The 14,171-nt window shown below is 57.3% G+C and carries 11 protein-coding genes; 1 reads left to right on the top strand and 10 read right to left on the bottom strand.

Features of this window, described 5'->3' with window-relative positions:
• From lepB to murJ, 4 genes are all read right to left on the bottom strand, one after another.
• The coding region (lepB, locus tag NTW95_07210) for a signal peptidase I (GenBank protein MCX6557200.1) at positions 1-671 on the bottom strand (671 nt) is incomplete at its 3' end.
• A gap of 325 nt (positions 672-996) precedes the next feature.
• A complete protein-coding gene (locus NTW95_07205) occupies positions 997-1,941 on the bottom strand; it encodes a TerC family protein (protein ID MCX6557199.1) in 945 nt (314 codons plus the stop codon).
• Positions 1,942-1,959: 18 nt separating this feature from the next.
• Entirely contained in the window at positions 1,960-3,072 is a 1,113-nt protein-coding gene (gene mraY / locus NTW95_07200) for a phospho-N-acetylmuramoyl-pentapeptide-transferase (protein MCX6557198.1), read from the bottom strand.
• Positions 3,069-6,854: a murein biosynthesis integral membrane protein MurJ gene (gene murJ, locus NTW95_07195; GenBank protein MCX6557197.1), complete on the bottom strand. Its 3,786-nt coding sequence runs from the start codon at positions 6,852-6,854 to the stop codon at positions 3,069-3,071. Before murJ ends, mraY begins: the two co-directional genes overlap by 4 nt.
• Positions 6,855-7,092: 238 nt before the next feature.
• On the opposite strand from murJ, the gene ispD reads away from it, so the two are divergent.
• Entirely contained in the window at positions 7,093-7,782 is a 690-nt protein-coding gene (ispD, locus tag NTW95_07190) for a 2-C-methyl-D-erythritol 4-phosphate cytidylyltransferase (GenBank protein ID MCX6557196.1), read from the top strand.
• Positions 7,783-7,881: 99 nt separating this feature from the next.
• On the opposite strand, the gene NTW95_07185 is transcribed toward ispD, so the two are convergent.
• The 6 genes from NTW95_07185 to NTW95_07160 all read right to left on the bottom strand — a co-directional run.
• Positions 7,882-9,378 carry an ATP-binding protein gene (locus NTW95_07185; GenBank protein ID MCX6557195.1) on the bottom strand — a complete coding sequence of 499 codons (1,497 nt, stop codon included), beginning with the start codon at positions 9,376-9,378 and terminating at the stop codon, positions 7,882-7,884.
• On the bottom strand, positions 9,375-10,142 hold the full coding sequence (locus NTW95_07180) for a prepilin peptidase (protein MCX6557194.1): 768 nt from the start codon (positions 10,140-10,142) through the stop codon (positions 9,375-9,377). The genes NTW95_07185 and NTW95_07180 overlap by 4 nt, the downstream gene beginning before the upstream one ends.
• Entirely contained in the window at positions 10,127-10,972 is an 846-nt protein-coding gene (locus tag NTW95_07175) for a hypothetical protein (protein ID MCX6557193.1), read from the bottom strand. Before NTW95_07175 ends, NTW95_07180 begins: the two co-directional genes overlap by 16 nt.
• Positions 10,969-11,739, bottom strand: coding sequence for an ABC transporter permease (locus tag NTW95_07170; protein MCX6557192.1), 771 nt, complete (start codon positions 11,737-11,739; stop codon positions 10,969-10,971). Before NTW95_07170 ends, NTW95_07175 begins: the two co-directional genes overlap by 4 nt.
• Positions 11,736-12,653: an ABC transporter ATP-binding protein gene (locus NTW95_07165; protein MCX6557191.1), complete on the bottom strand. Its 918-nt coding sequence runs from the start codon at positions 12,651-12,653 to the stop codon at positions 11,736-11,738. Before NTW95_07165 ends, NTW95_07170 begins: the two co-directional genes overlap by 4 nt.
• Before the next feature lie 122 nt (positions 12,654-12,775).
• A partial coding sequence (locus NTW95_07160) for a pyruvate, phosphate dikinase (GenBank protein MCX6557190.1) occupies positions 12,776-14,171 on the bottom strand: 1,396 nt, incomplete at its 5' end.

Genomic DNA, 14,171 nt, shown 5'->3' with positions numbered 1-14,171 from the left:
TATTCGTCGGAGTTGGATTGGTAGGACCAGTAGATGCGCCAGGGCTTGCCCACGATGTAGTCGAACGGCACCGGGCCCCAGAAGCGCGAGTCGAAGGAGTTGTCGCGGTTGTCGCCCATGCAGAAGTAATGGCGGGCCGGGACGACATAGTCGGTGCTGCCGTCGCCGTTTTGGACGGTTTGGCGCAATTCGTAGGGAAACTGGAAGTACCAGTCATAGTAGTTCCGGGGCGGAAATTCCGCGCCGTAATCCACGCTCTTGAAGCTGACGTAGGGCTCGCTCAACGGGCGGCCGTTGATGTACACCTGCTTGTTGACGATGCGCAGCCTGTCCCCGGGAAGGCCGATCACCCTCTTGACGTATTCCTTGTCCATGTCGGGCGGGGCCTTGAAGGTGACGATCATCCCCCTCCGGATGGTGATCTTGGGCAGCAGCAGGTTTTCCAGCTTGCTGGTGGAGCGCGAGTAGGCGACTTTGTTGACCAGCAGATGGTCGCCGATGAGCAGGGTTTTCTCCATGGATGCGGTGGGGATGACGAACGATTGCAGCAGGAAGGTATTGACGAAAAAAACGTAGATCAGGGTCTCGACCACCAGTTCGAAGTACTCGCGGCCGACCGAGACGGTGCGTTCCTTTTTCACTTTGGGTTTGCGCTTGAATGGGTTTTTCATGAGAGGTGATTGTAGCGCAGAATTGACCTTAAATCAAGTGATTCGGAATGCCTGGACTAAGTGATGAGTGACAAGTGCCCAGTGATATAGGGATCAAAATAACAAATCACAAATTCCAAATAAAATTCCAATTTCTAAATACCCATGTCCAAAATGAGGAAAAAAACAAAGGCAGGTAGGGGTTTGATTAATCAAACCCTTACAAATTCTGGACCTAGGAATCACCTGGCGCCTTCATTTTGGTTATTGGAATTTGGTGCTTGTTTGTGATTTGGTGCTTGGAATTTGGATTTTATTTTTATCTTTGCTCGTCACTCATTACGCGTCACTTGGAACTTTGCGCGTCGCACGGCTCCTTGGGCTTCGGCGGCAGCAGCAGGGAAAGGACGATGGAAAGGGTCAGGATCAGCCCCACCGCCCCGAGGGCGATCGGCGTCGGAATCTTGTAGAGGTCGCTGATGAGCATCTTGACGCCGACGAAAACCAGGATCAGCGACAACCCGTAGTGGAGGTAGTGGAACAGCTCGATCACGCCGGCCAGCGCGAAGTAGAGCGCGCGCAGGCCCAGGATGGCGAACACGTTGGAAGCGTAGACGATAAAGGTGTCGAGGGTGATGGCCAGGATGGCCGGGATGGAGTCGACGGCGAACATGATGTCGGTGGTTTCCACCACCAGCAGGACGATGAACAACGGCGTGGCCAGCCTACGGCCGGCGCCGCGCACAAAAAATTGACCGCGGTGGTAGTCCTTGGTCACCGGGATCAGCCGCCGCGAGAGGCGCAAGACCGGGTTGCGCTCGGGATGGACTTCGCTGTCTTTTTGGAAGGCCATCTTGATGCCCGAGATAATCAGGAAAACGCCCAGCAGGTAGATCGTCCAGTGGAAGCGGTGGATGAGAGTGACGCCGGCGAATATGAAAAGGAAGCGCAGGACGAGCGCCCCGAGGATGCCCCAGAAGAGGACCTTGTGCTGGTTGGCTGCCGGCACCTTGAAGTAGTTGAACAGCAGGTAGAAGACGAACAAGTTGTCCACGCTCAGCGACTTCTCGATCAGGTAGCCGGTCAAAAATTCCAGCGCCGGCTTGGAACCGAGCCAGAAGTAGACGAAGACGTTGAAGATCAGGGAGATGCCGATCCAGAAGGCGCTGAGCAGCAGGGCCTCCTTGAGCTTGACGGCATGGGCTTTCCTCTGGAATACCCCCAGGTCCAGCGCCAGCAGCAGGAAGATGAAGAGGTTGAAGACTATCCAGACCCAAAGTTGGTGATGCATGGTGCTGGCTCCATAAGCTTAACGGAGTTTGATGCTGATCAGGCTGATCAGGGTGAAAATGACCGCCAGGATCCAGAAGCGGATGACGATCTTCGACTCGGCGATGCCCAGGAACTGGTAGGTGTGGTGGATGGGGGCGCGGTAGAAGATGCGCCGCTTGAGCAGTTTGATGCCGATGTAGTCCTGGATGAAAACCGACAAAAATTCGATGACGAAAATGCCGCCGGCGATCAGGAAGAGCAGCTCCTGCTTGAGCAGCACGGCCGAGGTGCCGATGACGCCGCCAAGCAACAGCGACCCGGTATCGCCCATGAAGATCTCCGCCGGGTAGGCGTTGAACCACAGGAACGCGGCCAGGGCGCCGACCAGCGCCGCCAGCACCACCACCAGCTCGCCCGCGCCGTTGATGAAAGGGAACCAGAGGTACTTGGCCACCTTGAAGTTTCCGATGATGTAGGCGAAGACGATGTACACCGCGATCACCAGGGCCGAGGGAACCGTGGCCAGTCCGTCCAGCCCGTCGGCGAAGTTGATGGCATTGGCGATGGCGATGATGGTCAGGATGATGAACGGGTAGTAGAAGATGCCCAGGTCGAGGATGGGTGTTTTCAAAAATGGGATGAACAGCTTGGTGGCGATCTCCGGGGCGAAGGGCGATGACGCGTGGGGCAGGACCAGCAGGGCCAGGATCAAGCCGAACAGGGCCTGAAAGAAAAGCTTCAGGCTGCGGTTCAGCCCCAGGTCGCTGTGGCCGCGGATATTCTTCAGGTAATCGTCGAAGAAACCCAGCGCGGTGAACCAGAAGGCGGTGAAAATGATCGTGCCCAGGAAAAAGTTATTCGGCGAATTTTTTTTCCAGTTGCCCCAGAGCAGCACCGAGATCAGCAGCGAGAAAAAGATGATCAGGCCGCCCATGGTCGGCGTCCCGTCCTTGTTCTTGGGCGAGATGTCGCCGTAGGCGCGACCGCGGTCGCGGAAATTCAGCTGGTAGATGATGTTGATGATCCGCCGCCCCAGCAGGATGCCGATGGAAAACGACGTGAGCACCGCCATCAGCGCCCTGAAGGTAACGTAGTTGAGCAGCCGGTGCACCGTCTGGTCGGAAAAGAAATCACTGAGCCAAGCGATCATGGTTGGTCGATCTCCCGGTAAATGCGATTGATGATGGACTTGATCTTGAATTCCGGCGCCAGGTGGTTGGAGGTGATCAGCACCTGCTCGATGTGCTCCTTGATGGCGGCGTTGCTGAGCAGGCCGCGCCGGTAGAAAAGGTAGAGCAGCTCAAGCAATTCCTCGCGCACCAGGGAATTGCTATTCAGGTACAGGGGGCTCAGCTGCGCCAGGTCGCCGGCGTCGCCCTTGCGGGCGATCAGGCGCAGGCCGGCCGTTTTTTCCTCTATTTTGCCGCGGCCGAGCTTGCGGAAAAGCGTTTGTTTAAGATCCCCGTACTCGGCCGCGCTGATGTTTTCCGCCAGGATATCCAGCGCCGCCACCCGCACTTCGTAGTACCCGTCCTTGAGCAAGCGCAGCAACAGCTCCCTGATCTCGGGGTTCCAGGCATTGAGCGCTTTCAATGCCTGCAGCGCGTTGCGGCGCATGAAGCCGTTTCCGCCTTTGGCGGACAGCATGTCGACCAGAAAAGCGACTTTGCCTTTTTCCTTGAACAGCCCGATCAGCTTGATGCCGACATTCTTGATCTCCCAGGCGGGATTGGCCAGGTAGGTGTTTATTTTGTAGCGGTATTCGTTCTTGAAAAAATCGGGATTTACGGAGACCCTTTCCAGGAACTTGAAGGGCGAAAGGAGCGAGACCGGCACCCGGTTGCCGGAGCCGTTGCCCTTCTTCTTGAAGACCAGGATGCCGCTGTTCTTGAAGAGGAGCGATGCCAGGAAGTAGATCGCCGTGCCCATGAAGGCGAGAGAGATGCACAGGATCAGGTTTTCGCTCACCGGCGATTTGAAATGGATGCGATTGAAGATGAATCTGGCTTCGACGATGGCGATGACCATCAGCAGGCAGGCGCTGAGCGTCTTGACCGCGGCGGCGATGATTTCAGCGCCCTTTAGCGGCATCCCCTCGCGGTTCAACTGGCGGCGCAGGACGATGACCCTGATTAAGGAAAAAACAAGGTAGGAGATCGATGCGGCCAGGGCAATGCCGGCGAAGCGAAGCCTCGTCTTGACCAGGAAGACGAGCAACGCGACATGGACGATCAGCATGAAAAAGTTGAGCCGGGTCGCAGTCCGGCCGTCCTGGCGCGCGGCAAAGATGCGGGCGGTCAGGGAGTGAATGCCCCAGCCGACGAGGCCGATGGCATAAAACTGCAGGGCCAGGGCGGTGTTGGCCGTCGCCAGCGGGCTGAAGTGGAACCTTTCCAGCAGCAGCGCCACCAGCGGTTTTGCCAGGAAGACGACCAGGATGGTCACCGGGGCAAGCAGGAAAAGATTGATGCGGATGCCGTCGATAAAAAGCTTCTTGGTCTTGTCTTTTTCGAACAGGGCGGTATGGTCGGAAAAATCCTTGAAAACGACCTTGTCGACCGATTGCGAAACGAGGACCAAGGGGAGGCGGAACAGTTCCATGGCGAAATACAGGTAGGACAACGAGCCGCTGGCCAAAGACGAGGCCAGGAACTTCTCGACCAGGTCGGCGCTGCGGCCGAGAAACGCATCGCTGCACAGCCGCGGCAGCTGGGAAATATATTTGCGCGTGGAACCGTTCCTGGATTTGACCTGCGGCCGGTAGGTAAACTCGAGCTCGGGCCGGCGGAGCGTTTTCATCACGAAAAACAGCAGGAAGAGGATCTGCAGCAGGCCGCCGACAATCATTCCGTAGCCCAGGGCAAACAGGCCGTTGGCTTGCAGGAGCAGGAGCATTCCCGCTATCGAGCTCAGGGCAAAAACGGCCGTGGCGAACTCGGCGACCGTGAATTTGCCGAATGCCTGCAGGGTGGTGGCCAGCATGACCGCCAGGGTGGCCAGGAACAGGCAGGGAAACAGGATGCGGGTCATGGTTACGGCGTCGGCGCTGATGCCCCTGGCCAGGAAGCCGGGGAGGAGCCAGCGGACGATTGGGGCGGCGAAAACCATCCCGGCCGCGCTGAGCAGCAGGGCGGAGAGCAGCGTGAGATTGGCGATCACCAAAGCGGCCTCCCAGGCTTTTTTGCGCGGACCGCGCTGGAAGCGGCGCTGGAAGATCGGCAGGAAAATATTTTTCAAGGCGTTCTCGCCAACGCTCCGGCGCAGGAAACCGGCGATGGCCCAGGCGGCGGAAAAAATATCCACGGCTTTACCGGCGCCGAAAATCGCGGCGTTGACCACGGCGCGGGCGAAACCGCCCAGGCTGGACAGTACGTTTCCCCGGGAAGCGGTGGTTGCAGCCGCGCCAGCCCTGTCGGCCTGGCGGTCGACGGTCTTGATTTTTTCCAGGAAGCTTTTAAAAATGAAAGTCCGGCCGTCGATGGCGATGCGGTCGTCCTCATGAAGCTCGGCCCAGCCGGCGACGTCCCGCTCATTGAGGCGGAGCCGCCCGCGGCGACGGCGGATGATCGCCTCGTTTTGATCGGATTTTAGAAACGTGATCTCGAACCTGAAACGGCCGCCGGAGACGTTTTCCAGGCGAATGTCGCTCCAGAACGTGTTGCCGATGGTGGTCGAGTCGAATTCGAGCTCAAAATTTTGCTCATCTTCCAGCGATTGCAGGTAGAAGAGTCGCAGCTCCTTTTCCAACTCGCGGTTTTTTCCTCCGCTGATGGCTTCGATGGCCTCGACGATGATGGCGGTGCTGTCCTGCTTCTCCTGCTGGCCGATGTTCTTGCGCATGGCGGCCAGGGGCTCATCGCCCTTGAGCAATTCCTGGATGAGGTTGTATAACGCGTCCGGCGCCAGGACGGTTTCGCCATTTTTCCCCCGGCCGTCGATTTCTTCATAGAGGATCCTGGCGCCGCCGCTTTTTTCCACTTCGCGGGCGTTCAGGATCTGGTGATCCGCAGGAAGGTTGATCTTGGGGATCAGGATGGCCGGCAAGCCCATGGCCGTGATTTCCTTGATGGCGCCGGCTCCGGCCCGGGAAGCGACCAGGTCGGAAATGGCGTAGATCTCGGCGATGTTGTCAAAATACTCGCACACCAGCAGCCGGCCCGCTATTTCGGGCGGACAGCCCTCCTGATCCAGGATCCTCACCGTATCGTCGTAGGCCTTGTATTCCTTGCCGTAGGCCTTGCCCGTGGACATGATGATGAACAGGTTGTCGTCGGCCAGCAGCCGCGGGATGATCCGGGCGGCGGCCCGGTTGATGGTCCGGGCGCCCATGCTGCCGCTGCATATGAAGAGGACGCGGCTTTTTTCGGGGATGTTCAAATTGGCGCGGGTATTTTCCGCTGGGGTCGACAAGATGGCCTTGCGCAGGGGATAGCCGCTGCAGATGACCCGGTCGGAAGGGAAAAAGTAGGCCGTCGAGGGGAAGGCCACGCCGATCTTGGTGGCAAAGCGGGCGATGAAGAGGTTCAACCGCCCCGGGACGGCATTCTGCTCGTGGATAAAAACCTTCTGCTTGAGAAGCGCGGCGGCCAGCAGCACCGGTGCGGCCACGTAGCCGCCGCTGCCGATGACGACGTCGGCGCGGAATTTGCGCAGGATGAAAAAGCTCTTGACAACACCCAGGAGGATGGTGGCCAGGGCGATCACGCTCTTGAAACTTTTCAGGTTTTGCGGCAAACCCCGGGTCGGAACGGTGACGAATTTCATCGGCTGGGCCAGCGCCGGAATGATGCCGGCTTCACTTCTTTTGCGGCTGCCGACATACAGGAATTCGCTGTCCGGATATTTTTCTTTCAAGGCTTCGTAAATGGCGACATTGGGATAAACATGGCCGCCGGTGCCTCCGCCGGTGAAAAGGAACCTGTATTTGTTCATGAGGGGTTTGCCTGAGCCATTATACCGCAATTGCATCAGGAAATACAGGGTGAACTTGAGGATTTGTACTGGTATTTGGTTTACGGTCGACGGTTGACAGTATACGGTGAACGGGAGGAGAGAATGGCTAATTGCCCGAAAAAATAGTTCGGTACGGTTCGGACCGTAAACCGTAAACCGTGTACCGTCCGCCAAGTTCATTCTTTTAATCTGGAACTGGTTGGTCTATAATGAACTCATGAGCACAATCGCAGTGATCTTGGCCGGCGGTTCGGGCGAGCGTTTCGGGAAAGCGCTGCCGAAGCAATTTTGCATCATCAACGGCCGCTCGCTGCTCGAGATATGCCTGGAACATTTTCAGGGGCATCCGGGCATCGATGCCATCGTCCTGGTCTGCCCGGGCGCCCAGCTGCCGCTGGCAAGGGAAACGGTCGCCGCCGGCTGCTTGGCCAAGGTGAAAGAGATCCTGGCCGGCGGCAAGACCCGCCAGGAATCGTCATATATCGGCATCATGGCGGCGCCTTCTGCTGCGGAAAACATACTTATTCATGACGCTGCCCGGGCGCTGGTAGGGCCCGCGCTCATCGGTCGGGTGCTGGAGGCATTGACCGGCGCCATGGCGGTCATGCCCGCTTTGCCTGCCGGGGACACCATCGTCCGCACCGACGAAGAGGCCATGGTCAGCGCCGTCCTGGACCGGGCCAAGCTCAGGCTGGTCCAGACGCCGCAGGGGTTTAAGGCAAAGATCATCCGCCAAGCCCATGAAATGGCCAGAAGCGAAGGCTTCAGCGAGGCCGGCGACGATTGTTCGCTGGTGTTGCGCTACCGGCTTGCCCCGGTGCTGACCGTGGAAGGAGACCCGGGAAATATCAAAATCACGTATCCGCAGGATCTTGCGATTGCCGAAGCGATCCTTAAAAATCGGTAGACGGTGTACGGTTTGCGGTATACGGAAAGAAAAAGATAGGGATTCTTTTTTTGTTATTCTTCCCGTAAACCGTCAACCGTCTGCCGTGAACCGATTTCGTCAATTATAGAACACAATCCTGAACTCGGCTCCGGATTTGCCAGGGTTCATGAGCTGGATGTCGCCGTTCAGGGTGCCGACTATTTTTTTGACCGTGGCCAGGCCCATGCCGGTTCCCTTGTCGCGGGTGCTGAAAAACGGCAGCCAGATCTTGTCCTTGACCGTTGCGGCAATTCCCGGTCCGTCGTCGCGGATGGTGATGGCTGCGTTTTCGTCTCGGCTGAATTCCACCCTGAGGCGCTTGGCCCCGGCCTGGCTGGCATTGAGCAGCAGGTTGGAAAAAATCACGTTCAGGAGCAGCGGGTCGCTTTCGATCCGCAGGTCTTGCTCCGGGAGCTCGGCGGTCAGGCTGTTGGCGGCCGCGCAGGCGGCAATGATTGGGCCCAGGGCTGTCTTCACCTGCTTGGTCTTTTCCACCGGCTTGGCAAACTGCAGGAAACTTTCCATCATGGCGCTCAAAAAATGGATTTCGCGGTTGATCTTGCCCGTTTTTTCAGGTTCGGCCAGGATGGCTTTGCTGTAGCCCAGGATGACCCCCAGGGAATTGCGGATCTCGTGGGCCAGCGCGGCGGCCATTTCGCCGAGCATCATCTGGTTGGCGTTCAGGCGCTGGATCTTTTCCCTCTTCCTCTCCTTGCTGACATCGCGGATCACGGCCAGGCAGCCGGACTCGCCGACCGGAACCACGTCAACCGAAAAAATCCGTCCGTTGCTTTCGATCTCGGCCGAATCCTTTTTGCCGGCGCGGTTGATGAAGGCCGGGAGTTCGGGATAATCGCGTAAAACGTCGCTCAAGGGATTGTTTTTCGCGGCGGCGAAGCTGCGGGAAAAACATTTTTGGGCGGCGGGATTGAACAGCTCGACTTTCCCGGCCGCGTCGGTGAAGATTACGGCCAGGTGAATGGTATTGATGATGCTTTTATTCAACTCCTCGATTTTGCTGGAAGAAACGCTCTGCGCCGCCACCTGGCTCTTCAGTTCCAGCTCCGATTTTTTTATCTCCAGCAGATAATCCTGGAAAGGGGAGATGGAGTCGGTCAGTTTCGCCGATTCCTTTCCGCGCAGCTGAAATACCAGGTAAATGCCGCAGGCGATGATGAAAACTCCCAGGAAAATAATCAGGCCGGCCAGGATCTTTTTCAGCGAGCGGAGAGTCCGCAACAGGGCAGATTGGATGGTTTTCTTGAACAGAAGGCCGCTCCTGGCGTCGAGCTTCATGGTGAGCAGCAGCTGTTGGTCATTCCCGGATTGGATGATCCGCTGCGAATCCTCACCGCCGCTGCTGGGCATGATCTGGTCGAAAAAACCGGCCGGATCAACGGCCGGTTGCCGATTCTGCGTTTTCAGGATATGCAGTTCGGCCCGCGCCTCGCTGACGGCGATGATGTTGGCCACCTCGCTTTTTTCAAGGTTCTTGACCAATGAATATATGTTGACGAAGACGAAGAGGGCGAGAACCTGGATGATGGCGATCAGAGCGACAAAGCTTTTCTTCATGCCAGCCGCCACAGCGATCCCACCCAGTCCAGGATGCCGGGCCCCCAGAAAAGGGCGATATAGCTGCCCAGGCTCAAGAAGGGACCGAAAGGCAGGGCATATTTAAGGGTCTTTTTTTTACAGAGAATGAGAAAAATTCCCACCAGCAGCCCCGAGAGCGAGGCCAGAAAAAGCGCCACCACCAGCCGGTTCAGACCGAGGAACAGTCCCAGCAGCAGGACCATCTTGACATCGCCGAAGCCCAGGCCCTCGAGCTTGCGCACTTTGAGGTAAAAAAGGAAAAAACCGCTGAAAAGCAGTGCCGCGCCGAGACCGCTGAGGATCGCCTCCAGCTGGCCGAGGTATGGATTGAAAAAGGAATAAATAAAAAATAGGGCGGCTCCGCCCAAGGTGAGCTCGTCGGGCAGGATCATATGCTCAAGATCGATGGCGGCCAGGGCGATCAGCAGGCAGATGAAGGTAGCCGCGAATGCGGCGTGCAGCGACAGGCCGTAAAACTGCCGCGTCAGCCAAAAACTCAAGGCGCAAAACCCCTCGATCAGCGGATAGCGCAGCGAGATGCGTTCCCGGCACGAATGGCAGCGTCCATGCAGGAGCAGGTAGCTGAGCAGCGGGATGTTGTGGTAGAAAGGAATATTTGCCCGGCAGCAAGGGCAATGCGACGGGGGAAAGACGATGTTTTCGCCCAACGGCAGGCGGTGGACGACCACGTTGAGGAAACTGCCGATGATCAGTCCGAAGATAATGGTCAGCGCCGCTTCCATTTGTATACCCGCTGGGCTTTGACCGTTCCCAGGATGGGGTCGTAGCGGTAATCGTTGTCCGAAAAATCGCGTGGGATTTCCGTGGAAAAACCGCGGCTCACCAGTTCGTCCATGCCGGCCGGGAAACGCCGATAGCGGTCGCGGAAACGGGTGATTTTTTCCTGGAGAGGCGGCAGGTCGATCTCGGCCTTGATCTGGTACAAATGGTTGAAGGCGGCGTCCCTTTCGAGGCGGTCGCGGGCGTGGTCATAGATGTCGATCCACATCTGGTAAGCCACTTTCGGGTCGTCTTGCAGATAAACCATGTGGGCCTTCATGCGCTTTAGAAAGGAAGGGGCGTTGGGCTTTTTTGCGGCCCGGCTGTAATAGGCTTCGGCCTTGGGGATATCCTTCAGGTACTTGTAGCAGTAATAGCCGGCCTCATGATCGAAGAACCATTCATCGGGGAGGTTGCGCGAGCCCTTGTCAAGCAACCGCAGGGCCATGGGGATGTCCTTGGCCTCGAAGGCCATGATCAGCGCGCCGATGATGTAGGGCTCCTTGTAGGGCGGAGTGATATCGGTGATGGTGTCATATACCCTTTCCAGGTAATCGAAGCGGTTGACGAGGTAGGTGGTGGAATAGAACTGGATCGACCAGATGAACAACAGGTCGGCGGTCAGGTTCTGGTAGCCGAACGAGAGAACGCGCAGCGCTTTTCCCGAGGGCAACGACACGAACACGTTGCGCTCGCCCAGATAGTGGATCGTCGAGTCGTAACGGTTTTGCATGAGCGCCGCCAACAACAGCATGCTCAGGAGAATAAGCGCCAGCAGCCTGCTTTTGATCATTGAAATTCCCGCTTGCGGAAGATCAGGATGGTCAGGGCGAGCACGGCCAGGATGTATACCAGGGCGTAGAGGATGGTGAAAACGATGGTCCAGGGTTGCAGGGGTTGGTTGAGGACCACGTCGTTCTTGATGTTGAACTTGTCGAGGTTGGGCAGGATGTAGTAGATCCCCTGGGTGAATTTCAGCCACAGCCCGGAACGCAGCAGCGACTTGAATTCGTTGAACGTCCACATGACGTGGCCGATCAGGTAGAGCGAGACAGTGAAGATGAAGGAGAGGATCGGGGTGCTGAAAGAGGAGAACAGTAGCGAAATGGCCACGATGATCAGCAGCTCGAGATACAGCATGAAGAAGTACAGCAGGATTTTAAAGTCGAAACCGCCGCCGACCAGCAGGATCAGGAGAAAGAAGATGACCGACATGGCGAGCAGCGCCGCCAGCAGGGTCAGGGCCAGCCCGAAGAACTTTCCGATGATGAACTGGTCGCGCGTCACCGGCTTGCTCAGGATGTTGAAGATGGTCTTTTTTTCGATTTCCTTGTACACCAGGTTGATGCCGGTGAAGATAGCGATGAGCACGCAAAAGAAATTGATGGCCGCCAAGCCGGTGTCCTTCAGCACTTTCATCGTGTCGCCCAGGGTCAGAAAGCTGATCAGCTTGGAGCTCAAGGCGAAGGCGATGCCGAAAAACACCAGCAGGTAGAACATCTTGTTGCGCGCCGACTCCTTGAAGGTGTTCAAAACCAGGCCCTTGATATTCATTTTCATTGGACTTCCCTCATCTCGTTCAGAAAAATGTCTTCCAGGGTCTTCTTGACCGGATTGACGGCGATGACCTGGCCGTTGTTGTGGATGATGGATTCGACTACCTGGTTGATGTCGGCCTCGTTTTCCAGTGTGATGATGTACTGGTTGTCGCGGCTGACGAAATGGACCGGGATCTGGGCCAGCTGCCTTTCGCTGATGCGCGCGCAGACGATCTCGTAGCAGCGGGTGCTGCTGGAGATCATCTCCGAAAGCCGGCCCTGGCGGCTGATGCGGCCGTTGATGATGATGCCGACCCGGTCGACCATCATCTCCATGTCCTGCAGGATATGGCTGGAAAAAAAGATGGTCTTTCCCTGTTCTTTCAGGGAGAGGATCAAGTCGCGAAATTCCTTGCGGCCGATGGGATCGAGACCGGAGAACGGTTCATCAAGGATCAGGAAGACGGGATCCTGGATCAGGGCCTGGGCCATGCCCAGCCTTTGCAGCATGCCCTTGGAGAATTTGCGCAGTTTCAGGTCCTCGCGGCCGGCCAGCCCCACCTGCTCGATGAGCGTGCTTATCCTCTCCTTGGCGAAGGCTTTCGGGATGCCGAACAGCGAGGCCGAGAAATGCATCAGTTCGCTGGCATTGAGGTAATCGTAAAAATAGGGGTTCTCGGGCAAGAAGCCGATCTGGCTGCGGGCGGCGAGCGTGTTGCCCGGGAGGCTGTTGATCAGGATTTCGCCCTCGTCGGGGAAGAGCAGTCCCAGGATGCACTTGATGGTGGTCGTCTTGCCGGCCCCGTTGGGCCCGAGGAAACCGTAGATTTCACCCTGCTCCACGCTGAGGTCGATGCCCTTGAGAACGGGATATTTCTTTATCAGGAAGTTGGAGCGAAAGGTTTTTTTTAGGTTGGTGATTTCCAGTGTTTTCATGGTTTGGTCACCGTTCGTTTTTATTTTAAAAATCGATTGTAGGCAAAGGTGAAAAAAATGTCAAGGTATGATCTGGCAAAAATGTGTAGGGGCACGGCGCGCCGTGCCCCTACAATTATTTCTTATTTTTTGCTGCGAACGGTTTTCTTCTTAGCGGACGCCTTTTTTACCGTTGTTTTCCTGCCTTTGGCGGGAGCGGCTTTCCGCTTGGGCGCGGCAACCTTCTTCATCGTCCTGGCTTTGCGAACGGGTTTGGCCTTTTTTACCGTCTTTTTCACTCTGGGGGTCGCGGGTCGGGCGGGTTGCGTCATTCTCTTGATCTCGGCCTGAGCCGCCGCCAAGCGGGCGATGGGCACGCGGAAGGGCGAGCAGGAGACGTAGTTCATGCCGACCCGGCAGCAGAACTCCACCGGTTTCGGGTCGCCGCCGTGCTCGCCGCAAATGCCGATCTTGAGATCAGGCTTGCTTTTCCGGCCCTTCTCGATGGCCATTTTGACCAGCATGCCTACGCCAACCTGGTCGAGCGACTGGAAAGGATCGTCGCTGAAGATGCCGGCTTTCTTTTCGTCCACGTACTCGGGCAGGAATTTGCCGGCGTCGTCGCGGGAGATGCCCATGGTCATTTGGGTCAGGTCATTGGTGCCGAACGAGAAAAACTCGGCCACTTCGGCGATCTGGTCGGCAAGCAACGCGGCCCGGGGCACTTCGATCATGGTGCCGACCAGGTATTTCAGCTTGGCCGCTTTCTCCTTGATGATCCCGTCCGCGACCTGGCGGGTGCGGGTTTCGAGTATCTGCAGCTCCTTCTTGTCGATGGTCAGCGGGATCATGATCTCTGGATGGACCTTGGTCCCGGCGGCGGTGCATTCGCAGGCGGCTTCGATGATGGCCCGCACCTGCATGTCCAGGATCTCGGGATAGGTAATGGTCAGACGGCAGCCGCGGTGCCCGAGCATGGGGTTGGCTTCATGGAGCTGCTCGACCCGGTAGCGTATTTTTTCGTAGGAAACGCCGATATCTTGAGCCAGTTTTTTCTGCTTCTCCTCGGTGTGGGGGACAAACTCATGCAGCGGCGGGTCGATGAGGCGGATGGTCACCGGGAAACCATCCATGGCCTGGAATATCCCCTTGAAGTCCTCTTTCTGAAAGGGGAGCAGCTTGTTCAGGGCGGCGACTCTTCCTTCCAGGGTGTCCGCGACGATCATTTCCTGGATGGCCAGGCGGCGTTCCTCGGTGTCGAAAAACATATGTTCGGTGCGGCACAAACCGATACCTTCGGCCCCGAGTTCGACGGCCTTGCGGGCGTCATAGGGCGTGTCGGCATTGGTGCGCACCTTGATCGTGCGCATCTGGTCGGCCCAGCTCATGAGGGTCTGATATGCTTCGGGCAGTTCCGGCTTTTTAAGCGGCAGTTTGCCGACGTAGACTTCACCAAGAGAGCCGTCGAGGGTGATAAAATCGCCCTGATGCAGATGCGTGGTGCCGACCATCATGGTTTTCGCGTTGTAGTCGATGTCG

It is taken from the genome of Candidatus Aminicenantes bacterium (assembly GCA_026393795.1).
GTDB lineage: Bacteria > Acidobacteriota > Aminicenantia > UBA2199 > UBA2199 > UBA2199.
The sequence above is the reverse complement of the archived record's forward strand: the minus strand, read 5'-3'. Positions and strand labels throughout refer to the sequence as shown.